Origin of the sequence: Desulfosporosinus orientis DSM 765 (genome assembly GCF_000235605.1) — a bacterium.
Lineage (GTDB): Bacteria > Bacillota > Desulfitobacteriia > Desulfitobacteriales > Desulfitobacteriaceae > Desulfosporosinus > Desulfosporosinus orientis.
Genome location: NC_016584.1, coordinates 1,049,528 through 1,075,791, shown reverse-complemented (window position 1 = coordinate 1,075,791; position 26,264 = coordinate 1,049,528). Strand labels below are relative to the sequence as shown.

General features: G+C 43.2%; 27 protein-coding genes. All 27 read right to left on the bottom strand.

All coding sequences use genetic code 11. The features are described 5' to 3' along the window. Positions 1-5: 5 nt before the first annotated feature. Entirely contained in the window at positions 6-1,067 is a 1,062-nt protein-coding gene (locus tag DESOR_RS05165; RefSeq protein ID WP_014183551.1) for a 3-methyl-2-oxobutanoate dehydrogenase subunit VorB, read from the bottom strand. Further along, positions 1,060-1,281 (bottom strand): 4Fe-4S binding protein, encoded by a 222-nt coding sequence (locus DESOR_RS05160; RefSeq protein ID WP_014183550.1) that lies wholly within the window; start codon positions 1,279-1,281, stop codon positions 1,060-1,062. The genes DESOR_RS05165 and DESOR_RS05160 overlap by 8 nt, the downstream gene beginning before the upstream one ends. 157 nt (positions 1,282-1,438) lie before the next feature. Then, complete coding sequence (locus tag DESOR_RS05155) at positions 1,439-2,506, bottom strand: Glu/Leu/Phe/Val family dehydrogenase (RefSeq protein WP_014183549.1); 1,068 nt, start codon at positions 2,504-2,506, stop codon at positions 1,439-1,441. Between the two features lie 295 nt (positions 2,507-2,801). Continuing rightward, complete coding sequence (locus DESOR_RS05150; RefSeq protein WP_014183548.1) at positions 2,802-4,532, bottom strand: sigma 54-interacting transcriptional regulator; 1,731 nt, start codon at positions 4,530-4,532, stop codon at positions 2,802-2,804. 159 nt (positions 4,533-4,691) lie between these two features. Beyond that, positions 4,692-5,531 carry a sporulation transcription factor Spo0A gene (gene spo0A, locus DESOR_RS05145; protein WP_014183547.1) on the bottom strand — a complete coding sequence of 280 codons (840 nt, stop codon included), beginning with the start codon at positions 5,529-5,531 and terminating at the stop codon, positions 4,692-4,694. 146 nt (positions 5,532-5,677) lie between these two features. Then, positions 5,678-6,907 (bottom strand): SpoIVB peptidase, encoded by a 1,230-nt coding sequence (gene spoIVB, locus DESOR_RS05140; protein WP_042330837.1) that lies wholly within the window; start codon positions 6,905-6,907, stop codon positions 5,678-5,680. A 292-nt stretch (positions 6,908-7,199) separates the two neighbouring features. After that, a complete protein-coding gene (gene recN, locus DESOR_RS05135) occupies positions 7,200-8,876 on the bottom strand; it encodes a DNA repair protein RecN (RefSeq protein WP_014183545.1) in 1,677 nt (558 codons plus the stop codon). Positions 8,877-8,886: 10 nt separating this feature from the next. Then, positions 8,887-9,339 (bottom strand): arginine repressor, encoded by a 453-nt coding sequence (argR, locus tag DESOR_RS05130; RefSeq protein WP_014183544.1) that lies wholly within the window; start codon positions 9,337-9,339, stop codon positions 8,887-8,889. A 26-nt stretch (positions 9,340-9,365) separates the two neighbouring features. Beyond that, complete coding sequence (locus tag DESOR_RS05125) at positions 9,366-10,184, bottom strand: NAD(+)/NADH kinase (protein WP_014183543.1); 819 nt, start codon at positions 10,182-10,184, stop codon at positions 9,366-9,368. Between the two features lie 3 nt (positions 10,185-10,187). Next, entirely contained in the window at positions 10,188-10,997 is an 810-nt protein-coding gene (locus DESOR_RS05120; protein ID WP_014183542.1) for a TlyA family RNA methyltransferase, read from the bottom strand. A 34-nt stretch (positions 10,998-11,031) separates the two neighbouring features. Continuing rightward, complete coding sequence (gene dxs, locus DESOR_RS05115; RefSeq protein WP_014183541.1) at positions 11,032-12,918, bottom strand: 1-deoxy-D-xylulose-5-phosphate synthase; 1,887 nt, start codon at positions 12,916-12,918, stop codon at positions 11,032-11,034. Positions 12,919-13,046: 128 nt separating this feature from the next. After that, entirely contained in the window at positions 13,047-13,487 is a 441-nt protein-coding gene (locus tag DESOR_RS05110; protein WP_014183540.1) for a divergent PAP2 family protein, read from the bottom strand. Between the two features lie 14 nt (positions 13,488-13,501). Then, a complete protein-coding gene (locus DESOR_RS05105; RefSeq protein WP_014183539.1) occupies positions 13,502-14,368 on the bottom strand; it encodes a polyprenyl synthetase family protein in 867 nt (288 codons plus the stop codon). Between the two features lie 9 nt (positions 14,369-14,377). After that, entirely contained in the window at positions 14,378-14,686 is a 309-nt protein-coding gene (gene xseB, locus DESOR_RS05100) for an exodeoxyribonuclease VII small subunit (RefSeq protein WP_014183538.1), read from the bottom strand. Positions 14,687-14,689: 3 nt separating this feature from the next. Further along, complete coding sequence (xseA, locus tag DESOR_RS05095) at positions 14,690-15,892, bottom strand: exodeoxyribonuclease VII large subunit (protein ID WP_014183537.1); 1,203 nt, start codon at positions 15,890-15,892, stop codon at positions 14,690-14,692. 41 nt (positions 15,893-15,933) lie between these two features. Further along, the gene (locus tag DESOR_RS29250) at positions 15,934-16,074 is read right to left on the bottom strand and encodes a hypothetical protein (protein WP_158309008.1); all 141 of its coding nucleotides are present in this window, start codon (positions 16,072-16,074) and stop codon (positions 15,934-15,936) included. Between the two features lie 251 nt (positions 16,075-16,325). Next, entirely contained in the window at positions 16,326-16,961 is a 636-nt protein-coding gene (locus tag DESOR_RS05090) for a cyclodeaminase/cyclohydrolase family protein (protein ID WP_014183536.1), read from the bottom strand. Further along, the gene (locus tag DESOR_RS05085) at positions 16,961-17,812 is read right to left on the bottom strand and encodes a bifunctional 5,10-methylenetetrahydrofolate dehydrogenase/5,10-methenyltetrahydrofolate cyclohydrolase (protein ID WP_042331932.1); all 852 of its coding nucleotides are present in this window, start codon (positions 17,810-17,812) and stop codon (positions 16,961-16,963) included. The genes DESOR_RS05090 and DESOR_RS05085 overlap by 1 nt, the downstream gene beginning before the upstream one ends. Before the next feature lie 40 nt (positions 17,813-17,852). Beyond that, entirely contained in the window at positions 17,853-19,265 is a 1,413-nt protein-coding gene (gene gltA, locus DESOR_RS05080) for an NADPH-dependent glutamate synthase (RefSeq protein ID WP_014183534.1), read from the bottom strand. After that, the gene (locus DESOR_RS05075; protein ID WP_014183533.1) at positions 19,265-20,107 is read right to left on the bottom strand and encodes a sulfide/dihydroorotate dehydrogenase-like FAD/NAD-binding protein; all 843 of its coding nucleotides are present in this window, start codon (positions 20,105-20,107) and stop codon (positions 19,265-19,267) included. Before DESOR_RS05075 ends, gltA begins: the two co-directional genes overlap by 1 nt. A gap of 113 nt (positions 20,108-20,220) precedes the next feature. Further along, positions 20,221-20,676 (bottom strand): transcription antitermination factor NusB, encoded by a 456-nt coding sequence (gene nusB / locus DESOR_RS05070; protein WP_014183532.1) that lies wholly within the window; start codon positions 20,674-20,676, stop codon positions 20,221-20,223. Positions 20,677-20,726: 50 nt separating this feature from the next. Continuing rightward, the gene (locus DESOR_RS05065; protein WP_014183531.1) at positions 20,727-20,975 is read right to left on the bottom strand and encodes a DUF2273 domain-containing protein; all 249 of its coding nucleotides are present in this window, start codon (positions 20,973-20,975) and stop codon (positions 20,727-20,729) included. Next, a complete protein-coding gene (gene amaP, locus DESOR_RS05060; RefSeq protein ID WP_014183530.1) occupies positions 20,972-21,487 on the bottom strand; it encodes an alkaline shock response membrane anchor protein AmaP in 516 nt (171 codons plus the stop codon). Before amaP ends, DESOR_RS05065 begins: the two co-directional genes overlap by 4 nt. Positions 21,488-21,685: 198 nt before the next feature. Next, positions 21,686-22,081 (bottom strand): Asp23/Gls24 family envelope stress response protein, encoded by a 396-nt coding sequence (locus DESOR_RS05055; RefSeq protein ID WP_014183529.1) that lies wholly within the window; start codon positions 22,079-22,081, stop codon positions 21,686-21,688. A gap of 336 nt (positions 22,082-22,417) precedes the next feature. After that, positions 22,418-23,764 (bottom strand): acetyl-CoA carboxylase biotin carboxylase subunit, encoded by a 1,347-nt coding sequence (gene accC, locus DESOR_RS05050; protein WP_014183528.1) that lies wholly within the window; start codon positions 23,762-23,764, stop codon positions 22,418-22,420. Positions 23,765-23,778: 14 nt separating this feature from the next. Continuing rightward, positions 23,779-25,677, bottom strand: coding sequence for an acetyl-CoA carboxylase biotin carboxyl carrier protein (gene accB, locus DESOR_RS05045; RefSeq protein WP_014183527.1), 1,899 nt, complete (start codon positions 25,675-25,677; stop codon positions 23,779-23,781). A gap of 212 nt (positions 25,678-25,889) precedes the next feature. Continuing rightward, entirely contained in the window at positions 25,890-26,255 is a 366-nt protein-coding gene (locus DESOR_RS05040; protein WP_014183526.1) for a response regulator, read from the bottom strand. Between the last annotated feature and the right edge of the window lie 9 nt (positions 26,256-26,264).

Sequence of the window (26,264 nt, the reverse complement as noted above, 5' to 3'; positions counted from 1 at the left end):
GAGCCTCAATCCCCCTGTCTAATATTGATTAAACGTTTAACTTCTTCAAGAACTGCGCGGCTGTTCGGAATTACACCTCCGACACGCCTGAATAGGTGGACCGGAACCTTAAACTCAAGGTTATAGCGAACATCTTCTACCAGTTGGCCCATGCTCATCTCTACCGTGAGGACATGAGAAGCATTTTTACAAGCCTTTTGTAGTGCATCTTTCGGAAAGGGAAATAAGGAAATCGGTCGAAATAAACCCACCTTGATTCCTAGCTCTCTTGCTTGATCTACAACAGCTTTGGCAATCCTGGCCGAAGTTCCGTATCCGACTAAAACCAGTTCTGCATCATCCGTTTTATAGTTCTCCCAGAGAACTTCTTTGACCATACGATCATATTTAAGCTGAAGATGAAGGTTATGCTTTTCTAGTTCTACAGGATCAAGAAATAGAGAGTTGATCAAATTAGGTCTACGTCCCTTTGCCCCTGTAGTTGACCACGGTTTCTCAAGCTCAAAAGTTTCTGTTTCTTCGGGGAATTCAACTGCTTCCATCATTTGACCGAGAATGCCATCCCCTAAGATCATGACGGGATTACGGTATTCGTCGGCTAGTTTAAATGCTTTCCCCATAAGATCGACTATTTCCTGAATGGTGGCCGGGGCGAAGACGAGCAATTTATAATCCCCATGCCCCCCTCCTTTAACGGCCTGGAAATAGTCCGATTGAGCAGGCTGAATACCGCCAAGCCCCGGTCCCCCACGTTGAATGTTTACAATAACACACGGGAGCTCCGCGCCTGCAAGATAGGAGATTCCTTCCTGCTTAAGGCTTATACCTGGTCCTGATGAAGATGTCATTACTCGTGCTCCAGACCCTGCCGCCCCATAAACCATATTAATCGCTGCTATTTCAGACTCTGCCTGGACAAAGACCCCTCCGACTTTGGGAAGGTGTTTCGCAAAATAATGGGGAATTTCATTTTGAGGGGTAATGGGATATCCAAAGAAATAGCGGCAACCGGCGCGAATCGCTGCCTCTGCTAACGCCTCATTTCCTTTCATAAGTACCTTAGTCATCTTTCCCCCCCTCCTTTCGTACAGTAATTGCAACATCCGGGCACATTCTGGCACAAAATCCACAAGAAATACATTTTTCTTGCTCTAACACAATGGCAGGATGATAGCCCATCGCATTCAGATGCTCGGCCATGATAACAATGTGTTTCGGACAGACCTCCGTACAGAGCTCACAACCTTTACAGCGGTCTTCATCAAACTCAACTTTAAGCATCTAAGCTCCTCCTCCTTATCTGCACTTATGCTTCAGACAAAGACACTGTCTTTGCACGTATTAGCCTTCTTTCAGTATATATCTTTAGGTTATACTTTCTGAGTAGTACAAAGCCTGATTATCAAGTCTTCACATATAAGATCGAAGATATTAAGAATTAGCCCAAATAATTGGAACGAATGCGTCCGATCCGTTCAATGCGCTCTTCAGCCATGCGATCTGCAGCAATATAAGTTGGTATTTTTAGCTCTTTGGCAATTTGAAGAACTTTAGCAACATTGTCATATACCTTTTCCACTTTTTTAATGGCACGCTCATAATTATACCCTTCCAACTCATCTGCAACATTGATAACGCCGCCACAATTAATCACATAATCAGGCACATAAAGGATTCCTTGTTCATTCAGTTTGTCACCATGGTATTCTTCTTTTAGCACATTATTAGCTGCGCCCGCGATAACTTGAACTTTAAATTGGGGAATTGTTTCATCATTAACCACTGCCCCCATTGCACAGGGCGCAAAGATATCTGCTTCAACACCAAATATTTCATCCGGCCCCACAGCCATCGCCCCCATTTCGAGAACTACACGTTTTATGAGATCTTCTCGGATATCTGTGACGATAAGCTTAGCACCTTCATCGTGCAAGTGTTTTGCCAAATAGTAACCGACATGCCCCAGGCCTTGAATAGCAATGGTTTTTCCATTCAAAGAGCCACTGCCATAGGTTGCCTTCGCTGCAGCTTTCATACCGTACCATACTCCTCGAGCAGTCATAGGGGAAGGATCTCCGGAAGCTCCATACGAGGAGGACACTCCAGTCACAAAATCTGTCTCTAAATGCACCCAATCCATATCTTGAACAGTGGTACCTACATCTTCAGCGGTGATATAGCGTCCGTTAAGGGATTGAACATAACGACCAAAAGCACGGAACAATTCTTCGCTTTTTTGTGTTTGGGAGTCCCCAATAATCACTGCTTTTCCACCACCAAGATTTAAACCCGCCGCAGCATTTTTATACGTCATTCCTCTGGCAAGCCTTAATACGTCAAATATTGCATCTTCCTCACAGGCATAATTCCACATACGAGTTCCACCCAAGGCCGGTCCTAACGTGGTGTCATGAATGCAAATGATGGCTTTCAAACCGGATGTCTGATCCTGACAGATAAGCAGCTGTTCATAATCATACTTCTCTAAGTATCCAAATAGTTTCATACTTATTTACTCCTTTAGTTTATTGATAACTGTTATTTTATAAATGCAACAAGAGTGCCAGAATTCCAGTGAACTGATGTTTCCAAAAACTAATGCAAATATTTTTAGAATTATCTGAATTTAAGCGCTTTAACGTTACGATATCCAGTAAAACAAAGGCTTAAACTTTGATTCTTCAATTTTGAATTTTTGTCTATCGTGCAAAAAAATTCATGGTGTGCAATCATATGCATGCAAAAAATTGCGTGCATATGATTGTACACCATGATGCTTTAAAGATTATCCATTATATCATTTAGATCAGGGCATGCCGCTCAAGTTTGTAATAGAAATTGCGTATTGACATTTTTAGATCCTGTGCTGACTTGGTTTTATTACCGCCATTTCTTTGGAGTGTAGCTAAAAGTATGGCACGTTCCCATTTTCTTTGCAGCTCTTCAAAACCACCTTCCTCCATCGTTAAAGAAGAATGCACCGAGCTGATATGAACCGTCTCTGAATAATTGACATTCGGAAAGTCTAAAACCGGAAGATGCTGTAATTCCACAACCGTTTCACCTATTCGCATGTTAATAATAGCTCGCCCTAAAATGTTCTCTAATTCTCTAACATTTCCCGGCCAATGATACTCCATCAAAACTTGTAACGCTTCATCACTTACTCTTTCTACACAACGCCCATAGTCTTGATTAAAACTCCCTATAAGATGGTGAACAAGTAAGGGGATATCATCTGTTCGCTGTCTCAAAGGCGGAATAATGATGGGAATCACGTTCAGCCGATAATACAAATCTTCCCGAAATCTACCGGCCCGCAATTCCTCTTCTAAATTTGCATTAGTAGCTGTAATCACCCGCACATCGATTTTTAACGAACGATTATCGCCAACTTTTACAATTTCGCGTTCTTGCAGTACACGTAAAAGCTTCGCTTGAAGGTTTAAGCTGATTTCTCCAATCTCATCAAGAAAAATAGTTCCTCCGTTGGCCTCTTCAAAAAGGCCTGCTTTCCCACCACGCTTGGCTCCAGTAAAAGCCCCTTCAACATAACCAAATAGCTCACTTTCTAAAAGGTTCTCAGCTAAAGCTGCACAATTGACTCGGATGAATTGCCCTTTTTGTCGCTCGCTTAAGCGGTGAATGGCATGAGCAAACAGTTCTTTGCCGGTCCCACTTTCTCCGCGTAAGAGAACCGTTGCCGGTGTTACTGCAGCACGCCCAGCTTGTTCTATCGCTGCTTTTATGGCATCGCTTTCACCGATAATGTCACTAAAGGTATATCTCGCTTCCAAATGACGAATTAATCGTTTCGCTCTTTCCAGCTCTTCCGAAAGTTTATGAATCTCCGAGATATCATGAAGAACTCCTACCGTTCCCCTTAAATGTCCGCAAACATTAATCGGAGCAACGTTAACGATTACCTCTTTACGTTTAGGTCCTACTTTCATAAAAACTCCTTTTACTGGATGGCGGGTTTTCAAGACCTGTATATGCATACTCTCTCCTTCGGCAATGTCTACTGTAGGAGACTTACCAATGACATCATTCGCAGTGAGTCCTGTCAATTGAGTATATGCAGGATTGATTAATAATCCAAGGCCCTTCTCATCTACCACAGAAATTGCATCCTGAGTGGAATCAATAATTGCAGAAAGCATGATTCGAACCTCCTGCAGCGTGTCAACTTCAGCTCTTAGCTTATCAAATTCCCCCATATGCTGTAAGAAAGCCGCTGCTCCTATGACACGACCCTGCTCGTCTTGATATGGAATTCTGCTAACGATAAACGTCTTGGTACCAATACGGCTAATTGTATTAAATTCAATTGTTTTATAATCATGAATATTAGCAAAAGAGTCATCAGGTATGATTTGCCATATATCCTTACCTAAGATTTCTTCCACAGATAACTCCAGTAACTGAGCAGCCAGAGGACTACAAATTACAATCTCGTTTAAAAGGTTGATCCCTAAAATCGCATGGTTCTTTTCTTCAGCAATCCTTTCCAGCTCGTGACGCATATACATCCTTATTCACTCCTAATTTCCACTTCATATTTCTAATTTATAAATCCATTCTCTTTCTTATATGCAAAAAACAGTGCTGCACATAAATAAAATAAACACCTTATTATTACTTAGAAAATCCAGTAATAAATAAGGTGTTTTATGAGAAGCTTTTTATTGTTAATACATTATTGACATACGCAGTTTATCTGCCACCATGGCAACAAACTCAGAATTTGTGGGCTTTCCACGATCAACATTGATGGTATAGCCAAAAAAGCGATTCATGAAATCCACATTTCCACGATCCCAAGCCAGCTCAATAGCATGTCGTATCGCTCGTTCAACCCGGCTTGGCGTGGTTTGATACTTAGAAGCAATCATGGGATAGAGTTCTTTAGTAACAGCTCCAAGGAGGGAAACATCTGTAACTACGTTCACAATTGCATCCCGCAGATACTGATACCCTTTTACATGAGCCGGTACGCCCATTTGATGAATCATTCTTGTAACTTCAACTTCCAAATTCTTTGACGCAGGTGGTATGCTGCCATTTGATATTGGCGGTGGTGTTGGATTAATATTCGTGACATTGTTTTTAGCGGGCGTGTTATTGCCATTTGAAGCCATATTTAATGTACTAGAAAAATCATCTTGCAACTGGCGAATTCGTTTGCCTAAGATATCCAAATCGAAAGGTTTTAAAATATAATAATTTGCTCCGAGACTTACGGCACGCTGAGTCATAGATTCTTGCCCAAAAGCAGTTAAAATGATGATCTTTGGCCGTATGGATGAGTTCTGAAGTTTCTCAAGTACACCTAACCCGTCAAGATGGGGCATAATGATATCTAGTAGTACCACATGAGGTTCTTCCCGAGAAATTAATTCTAGAGCCTCATTTCCGTGATATGCAACCCCTATAAGGCTCATATCTTCCTGTCGTTCAATATATTCCTTGACTACCTCGACAAATTCTCGGTTGTCATCCGCCAATAAGACACGTATAGGCCTTTGCATTTCCCAGGATCCCCCTCATTTTGCCTTGTTCAGTTTATATTTTCGACAATTGTTTGAATACTCCTGCATTGTTTCAGAGAAAATAAACATTTATTTTTTTAAGAAAAAACTAGAACAGTCCCAAAGGACTGCTCTAGCCAATGAAATCACGCAGCTTCTTTTTTTCCTACATTCCCGCTGTCATTTAACATATTTTGAATGAAAACACCATAACCGCGATGAGCATCATTGACAAAAACATGGGTTACGGCTCCAATGATCTTCCCGTTTTGAACGATGGGACTGCCGCTCATTCCTTGGATGATTCCCCCTGTTGCTTCAAGGAGCCTTTGGTCCGTTACTCTTACAATCATGTTTTTGCTGTCTGTCCGGTTATGCATGACTCGATCAATGTTGACATCAAACTCCTCAATCTTTTCTCCTTGTATTACCGTATAAATCTTAGCAGGGCCAACTTTGACCTCAGATTCCCAACCAACCGATATGGCTTCTTTAAAGAAAGGGTTTTCAATTCGTCCACTCATTCTCCCGAAAATCCCTGTCATTGTATTTTTTTCGATGGTTCCGCTAAAAGCAGAGTTTGGAATAAAAGACCCAATTTTCTCTCCAGGATGACCTCGTTTTCCTTTTTCGATGGCATATATGGTGGAACCAATAATTTTGCCGTTATAAACTTCAATTTTTTGATTTGTATCTGCATCTGTAATGACATGACCCAGAGCACCATAAAGGTTGGTAACAGGATCATAAAAAGAAAGTGTCCCTACGCCTGCAGCCTCGTCCCTAACAAATAAGCCCATACGATATCTTCCCGTTTCTGCACAAAAAATTGGCTTAACCATTTTCTCGAGAATCTGATCCTCATGCTTAAATAAAACTTTGACAGTGCCTTTTTGTTTTCCCGCCAAATTGATAGCATTTGATACTTCTTGATCGGTTCGCACTTCCTGACCTTCGATTTTCAAAAGAATATCCCCCACATGAATTCCGGCATCCTTGGCAGGATATAAATTTTTCCCGGTTTTATCCGTGACAGGAGCTTGTCCTACAACCATGACACCTTTGGTTTGTAAAGTGACACCAATGGATTGTCCTCCAGGTATTAATTTCAGAGGACTCATGACCTGGACTTCGTCGGTTTTTAAAGGAAAAATCCCAAAAAGTTTGTAAGCTACCTCAAATGTTTCAGCTTTCTGAGATAATCCTGTTGAAACAGAAACTGTTTGATGGTTCGTAGGGTTTTTCTCTACTTTAATAATGCTTGACCAAAAACCGATAAACTTGGGTTCTAATTGAGTCTGAGGCAATTCGACTAAAAACTGAAGGAAGGTGCAAAACAAGAGACTGATTAATAATAACCCGCTTCTTTTTTTCACTCTCTTATCATCCTCCACTCTATTCTCCCCATTCTATCTCCCCTTTTTCCTCTTGTTATAGAGCGGTCAATAATAATAAGTGTAGTGAAAGGTTTTTGTGAAATTCTAATGTTAAATTATCCAAATCGTTTATTTTTCATCCTGACAAAAGTGTTCCATATTCTCTAAAACTATGGCAAAACAGACAAAATAAAAAGATTGCATAAATAAATTTACGCAATCTTAAAATAATCTACACAAAAATTATTTTGAGAATCCTTTTAAACATTAAATATCAAAATTAGTGTCATTATTAAGATCTGTAGAACGCTCCCGAACGCTGCCACAATTCCTGGGCATGTTTACGAGTAATCTCGATTTCTCCGCCTCCCAGCATGCGGGCAAGTTCTTCAATACGCTCTGATTCCGATAACATATTTACTTTTGTTCGGGTTCTATCATCTATGAGTTCTTTGACGATCCCATAATGAGACTCAGCAAAGGCTGCAACTTGTGCAGCATGGGTAATACAAAATACTTGCTTGTTCATAGCTATCTTGGCAAGCTTTTCTCCCATTCTGTGAATCGTTCTGCCTCCAACTCCGCTGTCTACCTCATCAAAAATAAAAGTATCCACTAACTCTACTTTAGCTAGCATACTTTTTAATGCCAACATCAACCGTGACATTTCTCCTCCTGAAGCAACTTTGGCTAATGGTTTAGGCGGCTCGCCAAAATTAGCTGTAAAATAAAACTCAGCAGTTTCTGCCCCACCCAAAGTTGGTTCATCATGAGGGACAAAACGGACTTCAAACCGGCTTTTTTCTAAGCCTAAATCGGCCAGTTCCTGAGCAAGTCCATGCTCAATACCTTTTGCCACTTCTCTCCGTTTCTTACTCAATTCCTTGGCGACGGTTTCATAAGCTTTTCTGGTTGTCTTCTTTTCATGATCTATTGCTGCAAACTGTTCTTGGATATTGGTGATTTGATCCAATTCTTGAAGCATGCCGGCTCTTTTTGCCAATATTTCTTCAACGGTTGACCCATATTTGCGCAGCCTTTTAAGTTGAATAAGGCGCTCTTCAATTTGGTCCAGTCTGCCGGGTTCAAACTCACAACTATCACGATATGTCCTTATTTGGTCAGCTAAGTCTTCTACAGAATAATAAACAGATTCCATTTGCTCGGAGATATTTAGCGAGTCATCCAAGCGCTGGAGTTCTTGGAGAGCTTTAAGGGCTTGGCCGAGCAAATCAAAAGCAGCTGAATTTCCTGATGAACCTTCATAAAGTGCTGCGTACGCTTCAGAAATTAAACTAGAAATATGCTCTGAATTAACCAAGCGTTTTCTCTCTTGAGTAAGTCCTTCTTCTTCCCCTGATACTGGGCTGACCCTTTCAATCTCTTCTATCTGATAGCGAAGAATTTCTTCACGTTTTTGTCGTTCTTCTTCAGAAACAGAAAGCTCCCGTTCTTTGCGGATAACCTTCTGGTAGGCTTTAGCTGCTTTATTAACTGCATCAACATCTTCTTGAAGACCTCCTAAACCATCTAATAAGTTTTGATGAGTTTCGGGGTTAAAAAGGGATAGATGTTCAATTTGACCATGAATGTCCACAAGTCCAACACAAAGTGAACGATAGAGGGTTAACGGAATTGAACGACCTTGAACGCGACAAACATTTTTTCCCGCTGAATTTATTTCTCGAAAAAGAAATAATTGACCGTCTTCGGCAGGATAGCCTGCTTCTTCAATACGCAGCAAGGTTTCAGGAGCCAGGTTTTCAAAGACTCCCTCAATTCGTGCTCTTGTCTCTCCATGCCGAATAAGCTCCATACTGGCCCGCCCACCTAAAAGGACTCCCAATGCATCAATTAACATGGATTTTCCTGCTCCAGTTTCTCCGGTAAAAGCAGTTAACCCACTGCCGAAATTCAGTCGTACGGTCTCCATTAGTCCGAAATTCTCTACGTGCAGCTCTGCTAGCATAAAAAACCTCCTATCCAAGCAAGGTGCTAATCCGTTCTAATACCGTCCCGACAGCCTCTTTTGGTTTAATGACCAAAAGAATCGTGTCATCCCCGGCGACAGTACCGATAACCTCTTCCCAATTGCAGTTATCCATGACAGCAGCCAAGGCATGGGCATTTCCTGGTAAAGTACGAATGACAATTAAGTTTTCTGCATCATTGATAGAGACCATTGCTTCTCTCAACAAACGCCGTAGACGGTCTTGCAGGTTTGTGGGATGGGCTTCTGTGGGAACCGCATAGCGATATTCATCCCCTTGACTTGGAACTTTAATCAGGCCCATTTCCTTAATGTCTCTCGAAACCGTTGCCTGAGTAACATCAAACCCAGCTAAGCGCAGTCTTTCAGCAAGATCTTCTTGAGTATGAATTATTTCTTTTGTAATAATTTCTTGGACCTTCATCTGGCGACGTGCTTTCATACACAAAGCCTCCTTATTAACGTGGTCTATTCGTGCCAACGATCTCTTAACTTTTCTCGAACCACCTGTGGAAAACTGCGTGTACCTAGGCGAATCAGCAAGGCTTTGATAGGAGCCGTTGTAATTAGGACAGTCTGTCCAGAAAATATTTCAATACTTTGACGTCCATCAAAGGTCACCAGGCATTTCTCACCATTAGCTAAGAGAATTTCAATTTTTTCCTCATCTGAGACTAGCATGGGGCGAGCTGACAGGGAATGAGCGGCTAAGGGAGTCAGTAAAATTGCTTGGACATTAGGACTTATAATCGGCCCGCCTGCAGACAGAGAATAAGCCGTTGAACCCGTTGGGGTAGAAACTATCAAACCATCTGCCGGATAGCTGACTGTAGGCTCACCGGAAAGATTAGCTTGAAGGGTAATGATTCCTTCTCTGCTCTCTCTGGAAAAGACAACATCATTCAAAACCAAATGAGATATATTTTCTTGACCTGCCCGTTTAATAAGGGCGTTTAACATTAAACGCTCTTGAATCTCAAAGTCATTGTTCAAAATCTGATCCAACGCACTAAAAACTTCTTCTCGTTCAATTTCACAAAGGAAACCTAAGCGGCCAAAGTTTACTCCCAATACAGGAATTCCATAACTAGAGGCTTCTCTTGCTGCCTGAAGAAGGGTACCGTCTCCGCCTAAAGAAATCAGAAAGCTTGCCTTATGTTGAATAATATCAGCCCAATCCTTTAACACCATCCACCCACGATGTTGAAACCAATCTTCAATCTGGTCAGCCAAGGTCAATGCTTCCGGTTTACTCATGTTCCGCCATAAACCAACGATTCTTTCCATTAATTATTCCGTCTCTTTCTGAGCATTGTTAATTACACGTTCCAGCTCTGAATGCCAATCTATTCCCACTTGATTTTGCAATCCCAGCCAAGCAAGGTATTCAATATTTCCTTCTGGGCCACGAATTGGAGAATAGTCTAACCCAAAGACCTGAAATCCCATATCCTCTGCTTGAGTAAGGACAGTTTCCAGAACCAGTTTATGAACGTTACCGTCTTTAACCACGCCTTTCTTTCCCACATGCTCTCGCCCTGCTTCGAATTGAGGCTTAATTAAGGTTAATACTTGTCCATCAGCTTTAAGTATCTCCAACATCGCGGCAAAGATCTTCGTTATTGAGATAAATGCAACATCGGATACTACCCAATCCACCTTCTCAGGCAGGGTGTCTTTGGTAAGGTAACGAGCATTGACCCGTTCCATGGAAATTACTCGGGGATCTGTCCTAAGTTTCCAATCCAATTGTCCATACCCTACATCCACGGCATAGACTCGTTTAGCACCGTTTTGCAAGGCACAATCTGTAAACCCTCCTGTTGAAGCTCCTATATCTGCAACGACTTGATCTTTAAAGGAAATTGGAAAGGCTGCCAGAGCTTTCGCTAGTTTTAGGCCGCCGCGTGAGACAAAAGGCAGCATCTCACCTTTCAACTCAATCACGGCATTTTCCGGCAATTCCACTCCAGGTTTATCCACGCGCTGCCCACCTACAAAAACAATGCCTGACATGACCATTGCCTTTGCTTTTTCTCTACTCGTGGCCAGACCATTTTTAACAATCAGCAGATCAATTCGTTCTTTTCCTTTTGCCACTCTATCCCGTCCTTTGTCTGTAAGAAGAATCCGCTTAGGACTCTGCAGCGCTGCCTAATAATTGTAAACGCTCGGCTGCCTGCACGATTCCTTTCACTGATAACCCGTATATTGAAAGTAATTTAGATATCGGTCCTTGATCAACGAATCCAGGATATCCTAAGCGTTCAACGACAACATCATCGATTCCTTCTTCTTCTAGAAATTCCAAAATTGCACTCCCCATGCCTCCTTTAAGGGCATGGTCTTCTATGGTAATAAACTTTTTTGTCTGCCGAGCATAGTGTGACAGAAGTTCACGATCAAGGGGAGTAACAAAGCGCAAATTGACCACTGCAGCATCTACCCCAAGATGACTCAATTCTTGTGCTGCTTGCAGGCAAGTGTATACCATAGGTCCAACTCCAATTATAGTAACATCCCTGCCATCTCGTAATACTTCAGCTTTGCCAAAGGGAATTTCCACTAAATTCTTATCCATGGCAACGCCCTGCCCGACTGAGCGGGGATAACGCAGCGCTATAGGTCCGTTATATTTTAACGCCGTATAAAGCATATGGCGCAACTCATTTTCATCTTTAGGTGCCATAATGATCAAATTAGGAATGATCCTGAAAAAAGAAATGTCAAAAATACCGTGATGAGTGGGACCATCATCCCCAACAATTCCTGCTCGGTCAATAGCTAATACTACATTAGCTTGCTGCAAACAAACATCATGCAGCACTTGATCATATGCTCTCTGATAGAAGGTTGAATAAATCGGCACTACAGGTTTCAGTCCCCCGAAAGCCAAACCTGCAGCAAATGTAACAGCATGTTGTTCTGCAATTCCAACATCAAAAAAACGCTCCGGGTATTTCTTAGCAAACTCGTTTAGACCGGTACCGCTTGGCATAGCTGCCGTTATTGCTACAATTTTAGAATTTTCCTCAGCTAATTTACACAAAGTCTCCCCAAAAACTGCCGTATAGGTTGGAGGGGCAGATTTCTTCGCCACTTTTCCGGTTTCAGGATCAAAAGGCCCTATGCCATGAAAAACATCAGGATTTTCCTCAGCCGGTTTATACCCTTTTCCTTTACAAGTCACCACATGAATGAGAACAGGACATTTTTTATTTTTAGCTTGTTCAAAGACTTGCTCCACAAGAGCCAAGTCATGGCCATCAATTGGACCTAAATAAGTAAAGCCTAATTCTTCAAAAAGGAGTCCCGGTACAAGCAAATACTTTAGGCTGTCCTTTGCTTTTGCGGCTAGCTTTGCCACCTGATTTCCAATTCCCGGTATTCGTTTTAATAAATACTCCAACTCTTCTTTACGTTTGTCATACATAGGATCTGTTCTCAAACGATTAAGATAGGTCGACATAGCGCCAACATTAGGAGAAATAGACATCTCATTGTCATTTAATACGACAATAATATTTGTTTCACTATGCCCGGCGTGATTTAAAGCCTCAAAGGCCATTCCGCCGGTCATGGCTCCATCTCCAATGACTGCCACTACATGATGGTCCTCATGAAGGACATCCCGAGCCTTGGCGTAGCCAACTGCTGCAGATATGGAAGTACTGGAATGACCCGTTTCAAAACTGTCATGAGGGCTCTCACCCCGTTTAGGGAAGCCCGACAACCCCTTATATTGACGAATAGTCTTAAACTTGGGTAAACGTCCGGTTAAGAGCTTGTGTACATAGGTCTGATGACCCACATCCCAAACAATCTTATCTTTAGGGCTGTTAAAGGTCCTATGCAACGCCAAGGTCAGCTCGACAACCCCAAGGTTTGGCGCTAAATGCCCACCATTTTGGGAGACCACTTTTATCATTTCTTGCCGAATCTCATGCGCTAAAGTGGCAAGTTCCGTGGAATTTAACTTGCGCAGGTCTTTCGGTTCTTGAATTTTTTCGAGTAGTCCCATCCTATTAACCCTCCAATATTTAAGCACGGCCAGGTTACAACCATAGTTCTTCTTACCATCACTTCTATCCTGACCCCAGTCAATTTTTTTATCCCATTAGAATCTTAGTGTCGAGATTTAGTCCTGCATTAAACAAGAAGTCCTACAACGATTCCAACCATCACTCCCCCAAAAACTTCAAGGGGAGTATGTCCGATGAGTTCTTTTAAACGCTCTTGAGTAAGATCAGGACCATGATATAAACGCTCCACCAGTTGATTAAGAACCTCTGCTTGTTTCCCTGCGGCCCGCCGTACTCCAGCTGCATCATACAAAACAATCATACTAAAAACAGCCGCTGCTGCAAACATTGGGGAATCCCACCCATAGTATCTGCCGATCCCCAACGATAAAGCACTCACAATTGCCGAATGAGAACTTGGAAACCCCCCTGAGCTTACCATAAGGTGAATATCAAATTTCCGTATCAAACAAAGATTAATAATCAATTTTAAAAATTGAGCACAAAACCAGGCAACTAAAGCTGAATTGAGAATTGTATTATGGAAAATTCCTGGTATTATCGGCATAGTCATAACCTCATTTAATGCTTACGTTCTTCAATGTAGAAGGCTAACTCCTTGAGAAATAAACCTTTGTCAGCGAAGGGCTCTAAGGCAGCCTGTGCTTTGATAATCTGGTCATGCAATTGTTTGGAGGCGCCCTCTAAGCCCAGCAAAGAAACATAGGTTGACTTACCCTGCCGAAGGTCACTTCCGGCTGGTTTGCCAAGAGTTTCGCTGTCCCCCACAATATCTAAAATGTCATCTTTGATTTGAAAAGCTAAGCCTAAAGACTGGGCATATTCTGTCAGGGCATCGATTTCATCCTCACTGCCCCCACCCAGAATTCCGCCAAGACGAGCTGAAACTGTGAGTATGGCCCCTGTTTTTGCTTTATGAATTTCTTCGATTTCATTTAAAGTCAGGTCTCTGCCTTCCCCAGCCAGATCCAGCACCTGCCCCCCAACCATTCCGTCTTTTCCCGCTGCCATTGCCACCTCAGTTATAACTCGCAATAACCTTTCAGGCTGAGCATGATCTAGATTGCCAAGCAGTTCAAAGGCATAGGTTAGCAGAGCGTCACCAGCTAAAATAGCCTGAGCCTCACCAAATACCTTGTGATTAGATAGTCTGCCTCTGCGATAATCATCGTTATCCATAGCGGGCAAATCATCATGGATTAATGAGTATGTATGAATAAGTTCCAAAGCCACAGCTGCCTGTAAAATAGCTTCCGGCTTCCCACCGACGGTTTCAGCAGAAGCTAAAGCCAGCACCGGACGTATTCGTTTTCCGCCTCCGATTAAAGAATAACGCATACTTTCATTAATCAAGTTCTGTTTCCAAGGCAGCTGATCCAGGGTTTGTTCAACCATGTTGATATAACGCTGAAAGGTATCCTTAAACACGATTTATGTTCATCCTTCCACATCAAATCTTGCAGGCTTGATCTGCAGTTGTCCGTCCGGATCTTCAAGTAAAATTTCCATCTGTTTTTCTGCTTGATCTAATACCTTTGAACAATACTGAACAAGCCCGACCCCCTGCTTAAACAGGCTTAAGGCCTTTTCCAAAGGAAGATCTTTTTGTTCTAGGGTCTTTACGATTATTTCCAAATTTTCAAGTCCCGATTCTAAAGATTTCGGTTCTTGCTCAGTGGTTGTGTTCTGACTTATTTTTTCGCTTTCCTGATTAAAGAGATTATCATCCCAAATTTCTATGCTCATGCGCTAAATCCCCTTCTCCAATACTTGACAGCGCAAACTTCCTTCTCCTAGACGTACACGCACTTGTTCGCCAACCTCGGTATTATTAGCAGAGCGAAGTAAAGTACCGTCCTCTAAATATGTGAGTGAGTATCCCCTTCCTAAAATAGTCAAAGGGCTTAACAAATCCAGCTTTGCAGCCAATAAATTTAGTATACCATTTTTATCAATTACAAATCTAGTCATCCCCTCTTGAAGGCGGGTTTGTAGGCTATCCAGGCGCTGACGGCTCTGATCAATACGCCAAAAGGGATCTTTAAGAGGTCCCCTGTTCGCAAATCCTTCAAGATACTGTCGTTTCCAGTCAATCAAATCTGACATAGCACTCTGGAGTCGAACACTAAGCTGGTTTACTTGCAGCTGCAGATCTAAAAGGATGGGTACGGCAAGTTCAGCAGCCGCTGAGGGGGTAGGGGCTCGAAGATCTGCAACATAATCTGAAATAGTCACATCTGTTTCATGACCAACAGCTGAGATCACCGGAATCATGGATGCTGAGATTGCTCGAGCTACAATATCAGTATTGAAAGCCCATAGTTCTTCTAAGGAACCTCCGCCGCGCCCAACGATAATTACATCTACTTTTCCGTAGCGATTAAGCCGGGAGATGGCCTGTGCCACTTCATGTGGAGCGGCTTCACCTTGAACAGCTGCTGGCGCCAATATCCAGGACACCCTCGGGTTGCGGCGATGGATAATATTGATGATATCTCGGATGGCTGCTCCCGTCGGACTGGTTACAATGCCTATTCGCCTGGGTAGCCGAGGGATGCTCTTTTTGCGTAAGGGATCAAATAACCCCTCTTCGGCCAGTTTTCTTTTTAATTGTTCAAAGGCCAAATACAATTGCCCCAAACCGCTGGGTTCCATTTCTTCTCCATAGAGCTGAATGGTTCCATCACGCTCGTACATACGAATATTACCACGAATCAGGACTTTTAAACCATCCGAAGGATTAAACCGGACTCGTTCTGATCTACTTTTAAACATAACCCCTTTGAGGCTTGCTGACTCATCTTTAAGAGTAAAGTACCAGTGCCCGGAGGCACGGTGATGTTTAAAGTTGGAAAGTTCACCACTGATCCAACAGTTTTGCAACTCTCCATGTTCTTGCACAACTTGACCAATTTTGCCTACCAACTCCGAAACTGTCCATATTTTCGGCACAACTTTCACCTCAATGATATAATAACACAAAGGATAGGGGGTTAGGAAATATTTCCTAACCCCCTATCCTTCAGCATTCCGAGGCTCGCCCACTCGCGGCTGCGGGAGCTATCTTCAGCGGATAAGTATTCTTTGGAGATAGCCGCTTCGGCGAAAATGTCCACCGGACACTTTCGTGCCAAACCTCCGGGTAGTACCTGATGTTAACCTGTGGCTCCGTTCCCCCGCGCCGTCTTGTGGGCTTTACCGCCTCTTCATGCAATGGGTTCCGCTTCTGTGGACAAAGCTGCCCTTACTTTCGGGTCCACGGGGGTTCTTAAGACTGTTTTGGGGTTTAGGGTTGCTTTTTTCAGAGTAGACCTAGCATACCGCTATCGCGGCACCAGCAAAAAAGAGGCTGAGTTTTCTACCCAGCCCCTTTGGTAATTTAAACTTACATTCTGCTTTGCACGACTGCTACTGTATCAGCACAAATAGCTGCAGCTTCTTCGAAAAGTCGAGTTCGTTCTGCCTTAACTTTCTCCTGATAAGCCGTGTCTTTAATTCCAGGTAAATTGATATCCACGCTTAGCATCGCTGATTTCAAGGCACTCTCTGCCAAGTATGCGGATACACCAACATCACTAATAGCACCTTTGTTGCCGATGGGAGCCAGCTTTTGAGCTAACTGCAAAACTCTAAAGCAGTTTTGGGAAATCCCAAGGGGAGTGTTGGTAGCCGATACCAAGACTTCCTGCATTTTTTCAGCTCGTACAGCTTTTTCCTCATCAGTGCTCTTAGGCAGTTTAAGAACATCCATAAAATTAGAGAACTCAGCTATATCTTGACTTAATCCCTCTTTGAGCATGCCTAAAACAGCTTCTGCTTCAGCCAAGATTTCTTTGACTTGAGGTTCAACATCTTTATACTTTTCCTTACCTACTGTAAGATTGGCAACCATACAAGTCATGGAAGCCGCCAGTGCGCCAACATAAGCAGATACACTTCCGCCACCGGGTGTCGGCGAAGAGCTGGCCGAAACATTCAAAAATTCGTCAGTAGTCCACTCCCAAATCTTGTTCATATCCATTAACGAGTACCTCCTTGCAGGACGATTCCCTTCAGAACATTGCGCATAATTAAGGCAGTGGTTAGGGAACCAACACCACCTGGAACTGGAGAGATTCGATCAGCAACCTCTTGAACAGCTTCAAAATCAACATCTCCGCAGATTCCTTCAGGGATTTCGTTGATGCCGGCATCGACAACAATGGCACCGGCTTTGACCATATCTTTTTTAATCAGCTTAGCACGGCCAACAGCAGCGATCAAAATATCAGCCTGACGGGTATGAGCTCCTAAATCAGGTGTTTTGGAGTGACAAATTGTCACCGTAGCATTGTGCTTGAGAATGAGGAAAACAAGAGGTTTACCGACGGTTTCTCCACGGCCTACAATAACCACATGTTTGCCGGCAATTTCCACTCCGGAGCGCAGAAGCAGCTCAATACAGCTTTGCGGGGTGGCCGGGAAAAGTCCTTCTTCACCGCTTAAGATATAGCCACGGTTGATTGGATGAACTCCGTCCACATCTTTTTCCGGACGTACTGCAGCCATAACTTTTTCCTTGGAAATTCCTTTAGGAAGCGGCAGCTCGATCATAATGCCGTGGACATTTTGATCATTGTTAAGACTTTCGATTTTTGCCAGAATATCGGCTTCCGGTGTTGAACCAGGCATAGTGAAAAGTTCAAAAGCCATGCCGATTCCTTCACACACTTTCTGCTTGGATCGGGCATAGACAACGGATGCCGGGTCATCTCCAACCAATATAACCGCAAGTTTGGGCTGCACTCCCTTTTCTTTCCATTGTGCAATTTCCTCGCGAATTTCTTCTTTCATTATTTTCGATACTGCTTTACCATCCAATAATTGTGCCAAGACACACACTCCTTTCAAATTAATTAATAGTGATTGAAATTTATTTTCCTTTAAGATACTGATCAATACCGGCCGCAGCCTTCTTGCCAGCTCCCATCGCTAAAATAACCGTTGCAGCACCTGTAACAATATCACCGCCGGCAAAAACACCGGGTTTGGAAGTCATTAAAGTGTCTGGATCTGCGACAATATTTCCTCGCTTGTTGAGTTCTAATCCAGGAGTTGATGTGGTCACCAGCGGATTAGGACCTTGCCCGATAGCTACTACAACTGTGTCCATGGGAATTTCAAATTCAGAACCTTTAATAGGAATAGGAGAACGTCGTCCTGAAGCATCGGGTTCCCCTAACTCATAGCGCAGGCAGGTAAGGCTTTTTACCCAACCACGCTCATCACCTTCAATAGAGACAGGGTTGGTTAATAAACGGAATTGAATGCCTTCTTCTTCGGCATGTTCCAATTCTTCTTTACGAGCCGGCATCTCATCGCGAGAACGACGGTAAATAATGTAGACATTCTCAGCGCCTAAGCGCAAGGCCGTACGTGCAGAGTCCATAGCAACATTACCTGCGCCTAGAACCGCAACATTTTTCCCGACTTTTACGGGAGTTGCATACTCAGGGAAGCGATAACCCTTCATTAAGTTTGTCCGGGTCAAAAACTCATTAGCTGAATAAACCCCATTCAAGTTTTCCCCGGGAATATTCATGAAGTAAGGAAGTCCTGCACCAGTTCCGATAAATGCGGCATCATAGCCGTTTTCCATGAGTTCATCAACCGAGGTAACCTTACCAACCACTTGATTGGTAAGAATCTCTACACCCATGGCTTTGAGGGTATCGATTTCCGTTTGCACGATTTCTTTTGGCAGACGGAATTGAGGAATTCCATACATTAATACTCCGCCGGCTACATGCAAGGCTTCAAAAACAGTTACAGTATGCCCTGCTTTCGCCAAGTCACCGGCGCAAGCTAAACCAGCAGGACCTGCTCCAATAATAGCAACACGCTTACCGCTTGCTTCAGGTTTCGTAAATTCAGACTTGCCTGTCTTCATGCCGTAATCCGCGACAAAACGCTCTAAACGGCCGATTGCGACAGACTCACCTTTAATTCCCAGAATACATTTACTTTCACATTGGTTTTCTTGAGGGCAAACCCGGCCGCAGACTGCCGGCAAAGAGTTCTTGACTTTCAAGACATTAACGGCTTCTTGGAAATCCCCCTCAGCGATTTTATGAATAAACTCCGGAATAAGAACTTCAACAGGACACCCTGTCACACATTTAGGCTTCTTACATTGTAAACAACGCTTTGCTTCTTCGATGGCTGTTTCTTCCGAATAGCCCAAAGCAACTTCTTCAAAATTATGTGCTCTTACCTCTGGTTCTTGGCAAGGCATTTCATGACGAGGGATTTTTACTTTTTTTGTGCTTTCAACGTTATCTGCCATTAGTGATGCCCTCCTTCATGGTTGCATTCCAGACGCGCTTTGGCCCGGTTTTCTTCATCTTTGTAATAGGCTAGACGTTTCATAGCCAAATCAAAATCTACCAGATGCCCATCAAATTCCGGTCCATCGACACAGGCAAACTTCGTTTCGTTGCCAACGCTGATCCGGCAAGCTCCGCACATACCTGTTCCGTCAACCATGATGGGATTCATGCTGACAATGGTTTTAATCCCTAAGGGACGAGTATACTCAACAACCGCTTTCATCATGATCATAGGCCCGATAGCCCAAATCACCTTAACATCATGTCCCTGTTTGAGAACTTCTGCCAGTCCGTCGGTTACAAATCCTTTAACTCCCTGGCTGCCATCGTTAGTAGCAACGACAACTTCATTGCTGACGGCACGCATTTCATCTTCCAGAATCATCAGGTCGGCACTTCTGGCACCTAAAACTGAAATCACATGATTTCCAGCTTCCTTTAAAGCCCGGGCAATTGGGTGTACAGGAGCGATACCTAAACCACCGCCAATGCATACGACAGTACCATAGTTTTCAATTTCCGAAGCAACTCCCAAAGGACCGACAAAATCCTGGAAGGAGTCTCCTTCATTCATACCGGTAATAATGGCTGATGAATAGCCTACATCTTGAACAACAATCGTGATAGTACCTTTTTCACGATCAAAATCCATTACAGTCAGCGGAATGCGCTCACTTTGCTCGTCAACACGGACAATTACAAATTGCCCTGGCTCGACTTTAGCGGCCACGGCTGGTGCATTGACTTCCAGCAAAGCAATGCCGGCTGCCAACAATCTTTTTTTAATGACCTGGTACATTTGTCTCCTCCTCAATATGGTTAAAATTTCTCACAATAATTTATTAATTCGCTATCCCTGTTCATTTTTCCTTCAATTATAAAAGATCACAAAAATTAAAATTTACTATCATCTCAATCAACTACGGGTTTTGTGGGCGATTCACTGCCCCTTTCCTCAGTTTTCATAGCTTTCTCTACAATTCGATCCAGAATTCCGTTGACGAACTTAGCGGACTCTTCTCCTCCAAAGCGCTTTGCTAATTCAATAGCCTCGTTTAGACTTACTCGCCCCGGAATATCGGAGCGATAAAGAATCTCATAGGTAGCTAGTCGCATGACATTTCGATCAACATTTGCCATCCGGCTGATTGCCCAATCCTGAGCACATACCGAAATTGTTTCGTCAATTTCTTTTTGATGGGCTATGGTACCATCTACAAGCTCCAAGGCAAAGTCCCTGCTGGACTCTGGTATTACAAACTCTTCTGCCCAACGTTGAACTTCTTCTGCCGTGGCCAATGGTTCTTTCGTCAGGTCCCTTTGAAAAAGCACTTGTAATGCAGTTTCACGGGCTAGTCTTCGACTCAAGAAAATTCCTCCCTAACTAAGGTAATTTATAAAAATAAAAAATTAGTGTTTTAAAACTTATTAAACATTCTTTCCAGCCAGGAAGAAATATCCTGATGGTCATCTTGCCGCTTACCCAGGAGAAATCCCAACAAAACGAACAGCGACAATACTAAGGTCCGCCAAAAGCCCAAGGTCACAAATAAAAGCCCCAAGATAAAACCGATGGTTGTTCCCACTAGCTTACCCGGATGACTGTCCAAAGACCAAATTAAAAATTGTGACAGTTTCTCTCCGGCTTTAGACCAAAAGCCACTCATCGGACACGTACTGAGCGGCCTTTTTCCAAAAGACGCACCAGCACTTTCACCTCAGCTACTCTTATTCCAGTATAGAGTTCCACATCCTCTTTAACCTTAGTCAGTATTTCTCCGGATATCTGAGGTATGATAACTCCTTGCTCAAACTGACACATTACATTAATCTCCAAACCAGCTTCAACCTGTCGGAGACTGGACTTCACTTCTGCTACCCCGGACAGTCCTTTAGCACTGCGGGCAATAATATCCTGCAAAGCATCTTGAGATATTCGTACCTCTCCTCCCTTTAAAGCGGTGCGGAAGGAATACTCCGAGCCGGCACGGGGACGAAGAAAACACAATAATCCTAACACAAGCAAAACCCCAGACACTAGTGTACTTTCCCAAGAATTTATTTTTAACCAGCTTAGCCCCTGAGCTATGATGAAATAAGGAAGCCCCCATCCAGTGGCAATAGCCAAAATACAAAGAGCCGCCAGAATTAGAAGGAATCCTAAAACATAGGCAAACATTGTCGTCCCTTCTTTCAGAAACCCCCCCCGGTTTTATCCAGGGGGGGCCTTCTTTACACCGAACAGAATGCTTAATTGTTCAACTCTGACCGATATAAGATTTGAAAACTTAGCGGTGCCCAAAGACACTGTCTTCGCACGTATTAGCCCTCTTGAAGCCTTCAGACGCAGGCAACCGCCTTTGCATTATGATTTTCGTTACTTCAGACGTAAGTCTTCTTCTTTGGCTTCCGGCAGGGGTTTAAAATTAACTCCTTGTACATGTACATTGGCTTCAACAACTTTCAGCCCCGTCATACTTTCGATGCCCTCTTTGACAGCTTCTTGTACACTAAGAGCTACATCGGGAATGGAGACTCCATACTCGACAACGATAAACAAGTCGACGGCAACCTCATGTTCTCCGACTTCAACCTTAACACCTTTAGATAAGTTTTTGTTTCTCGCCAACATGTTGGCAAGATCTCCAACCAGACCCCCGCTCATGCCCACGACACCCTCAACCTCAGAAGCAGCCAATCCTGCGATAACTTCAACTACCTCATCAGCAATTCTAATGGACCCAAGGGAATTTTCTGTTCCCAAACTTTCCATGTCCTCACCCCCTATTAGAAGTTCGATGTTCGATTTTCGTGGTTTGAATATTGAACTTCTTACCTCGCATTACGTTCATATATCAAATTATAATCTAGATAAGTCGACTAAAGGATAGATGGAATTAAGCTCCATCTACCATCAAGTTTCCATTATCTACATGACGCTGATATTATACCAAATTAAGGCTGATCTAGCAAAGGCTATTTCCTGTAGATAATTCTCTCAATTCTGATAAATTTGCCGGCCAAGTACACAATATCTATTTGCAAAGCTAAGAGCCCGGCGCACAAACATTAAGAATCTTCACTTTTAAAGTGAAGATTCTTAAAATCCTTATTCTCCTAAGATACGGCGCTGAATGAAGTTTGTATAGACTTCTCCGCGCTGATAGAAAGCATTATCCAGCACCTTTAAATGGAAGGGAATGGTAGTATGAATCCCATCAATAACATATTCTTCAAGGGCTCTCTTCATACGGGTAATAGCCTCTTGTCTCGTAGCTCCCCAAACAATCAATTTACCCAACATTGAATCATAATATGGGGACACCGTGTATCCTTGGTAGACAGCACTATCGACCCGTACGCCCGGTCCCCCGGGAGCATGATAAATATTGATCAGCCCTGGTGAAGGCATAAAGTTTTTATCCGGGTCTTCCGCATTGATTCTGCACTCAATAGCCCAGCCCCTCATCTGAATATCTTCTTGTGTGTAGCCTAAAGGTTCCCCTGCCGCTAAACGGATTTGCTCCTTGACCAAATCAAGGCTGGTTACCATTTCTGTGACAGGATGCTCTACCTGGATGCGGGTGTTCATTTCAATAAAATAGAAATTTCCATGACGGTCCAGCAAGAACTCAATTGTACCGGCATTAGAATAGTTTGCTGATTTAGCTGCTTGAACTGCAACAGCTCCCATTCTGTCTCTCAACTCCGGATTAATGGCACTTGAAGGAGATTCCTCAAGAAGCTTTTGATGACGGCGCTGCAAGGAACAGTCACGCTCACCCAAATGAACCACATTCCCATAATTATCGCCTAATATTTGAATTTCAATATGTCTAGGTTCTTCCACGTACTTTTCCAGATAAACCTCAGCATTGCCAAACGAAGCCTGAGCCTCGTTCTGAGCAGCCAGAATGGATTTATGCAGCTCTTTGGCATTTTGAGCAACCCGCATGCCCTTACCTCCGCCGCCGGCGGACGCTTTTATTAATACCGGATAGCCAATCTCTTCGGCAACTTTCTCAGCCGTTTTTTCATCTGTTATAATATCTTTCGAACCGGGGACAACGGGAACACCGCCTGAAATCATGGTCTTCCGAGCCATAGCTTTATCTCCCATAGTTTCAATAACTTTTGGGGATGGCCCTATGAATGAGATATTACAAGATTCACAGATCTCCGAGAAACGGGCATTTTCCGATAAGAAACCATATCCGGGGTGAATAGCGTCAACCCCCGTTAATTCTGCAGCACTAATGATATTGGGAATATTGAGGTAACTCCTGGCACTTGCCACGGGGCCAATGCATACTGCTTCATCCGCTGCTTTTACATGCAACGCTTCCCTATCTCCCTCAGAAAAAACAGCGACTGTTTCAATATCAAGCTCTCGACAGGCTCGAATGATGCGTAAGGCAATCTCCCCACGATTCGCAATCAGGATTTTTTTGAACATGCTTTTAATTCTCCTTATTTTTCAATGACGAACAGCGGTTGTCCATATTCTACTGGCTGACCGTTTTCTACAAGAATTTGAAGGACTTTTCCGGCGACTTCTGATTCGATTTCGTTCATTAGCTTCATAGCTTCGACGATACAGACCGGTTGACCTACCTCAATCACCTGTCCTACTTTGACATAGGGATCTGCTTCTGGAGATTGTGCAGCATAGAACGTCCCAACCATAGGAGAGGTTATAGTCTCCGTGTTCTCATTAAAAACAGGTTCCTGTGTTTTGACCGGGACTTCAACACTGGGAGGAACAGGTGCTGCTGCGCTCACTGCCGGGACAGCGTCTTGGCGAGGAACAGACACTACCGGAATGCCGGCCGGAACACCCGTACCTTTACGAATTGCGATTTTCACGCCATCACTTTCAAGATTTAATTCACTAATTTCCGTTTCGTCTATAATTTGAATGAGTTCCTTGATTTCTTGTAAATTCAATTTTGAATCCTCCTTAGATAACAGTCCAGTAAGTGTTTCTTTTATATCTTTTTTTGCCTTTCGGTCTTGGGTTTCTTCTCTTGTGATAATGCCCTTCTCCCGCTCTTCAAAAAACTTCTTTGCTATTTGCGGAAAAAGTGCATAGCTGACGACATCTTCTTCCGATTGGGCTAAGTTAAGACTATCTTGTTTGGCTTTAGCCATACCAGGATCGAGAAGATCTGCCGGTCTGACCGACATTGGCTCATCATCACCAATGATTTTCTTTTGAATCTCTAAGTCAATAGAAGCTGGTGGCCGGCCATAAAGCCCACGAACATATCCCTTAACTTCTCCAGGCACTAACTTATATCTTGCCCCGCTCAAAACATTTAATACAGCTTGCGTTCCAACAATTTGACTCGTTGGAGTTACCAAAGGCGGATATCCTAATTCAGCACGCACTTTGGGAATTTCCTCTAAAACATCATGAATACGGTCCAATGCTCCTTGCTCTTCCAACTGGGATACCAGATTGGAGATCATGCCTCCCGGGACCTGGTGTTCGAATACCCTCATATCAGAGATGCGAGTAATACCGCGCTCAAAGCCACGGCTTTTACGCAATGATTCAAAATACTTGGCAATATGGAAGAGTTTTCGCAAACTAATTCCTGAATCAAAATCGGTCTCTTGGAATGCCCGGACAACAGTTTCAACTGGTGGCTGACTTGCACCAAAGGCTAAGGGAACGCTAGCCGTATCTACAACATCCACACCTGCTTCTGCAGCTTTTAAGTAAGTACCTACTGCCATTCCGCCGATATAATGGCTGTGTAAATGAACCATGATTCCTAGTTCTTTTTTCAACAAAGACACCAATTCATAAGCTTTCAAGGGAGTAAGCAGACCTGCCATATCTTTAATACATATGGAATCTGCACCAAGTTCAGCCAATGCTGTGGCTGTTTCCAAATAATGCTTTGTTGTGTGAACCGGACTAATGGTATAAACAACAGATGCTTGAACATGAGCTCCTGCTTTCTTAGCTGCCTCCATAGGAACTACCATATTTCGAACATCATTTAAGGCATCGAATATTCGAATGATGTCAATTCCATTTTTAACGCTCAGTTTCACAAATTCTCGCACAACATCATCCGGGTAATGCTGATACCCAACTAATGACTGGGCCCTTAACAACATCTGCAAAGGAGTTTTTTTCACCCGACTTTTAATCTGCCTCAAACGTACCCAAGGGTCTTCGCCTAAAAAGCGCAAACACACATCAAAGGTTGCTCCTCCCCATACTTCCAGAGAGAAAAACCCTGCCTCATCCAGCTCTGTTAGAATCGGCAGCATGTCTTCTGTACGCATCCGAGTTGCCCAAAGGCTTTGGTGAGCATCCCTCAAAGTCGTATCCGTAATTTTGACCGGTCTCAACTGCCGTCACCCCTCTTCGTAAACACTATTTTTCTAAATACTCTAAAATGGTTTTATTTTCATTTTTCAAAATGAAACGCTTATGTTTCATTATATGGGTCAAAACCACCTTTTTCAACGGAACCAAACAAAGTATACAATATAACATCCGACTTGTGTAGAATTAAAAAACTGTCGCCATCATTAAGGCAACAGCTTGATTATAATAGTTATTAACTCAACTGTTTGCTTACAACACCCAACAGTTCATCAGGCCGAAAGGGTTTAGCCACAAAACCGGATGCCCCCGCCTGCAAGGCTGTTTTAACAATGTTTTCATTGGCAACGGCACTGCACATAACGACTTTCGCTAAGGGATTAATCTTCAAAATTTCTGCCAGTGCAGCAAATCCATCCAGTCCCGGCATTGTAATATCCATAAGTGTCAGGTCCGGCTTATGGCTTTTAAACTTTTCCACAGCCTGACGGCCGTCTTCAGCCTCTATAATGTTTGTTAAACCCTGCCGAGCAAGAATCTGACTAATCATCAAGCGCATGAAACTCGCGTCATCAGCAATAAGAATTTTGCTCTTCTTCAGTGTCTCTCA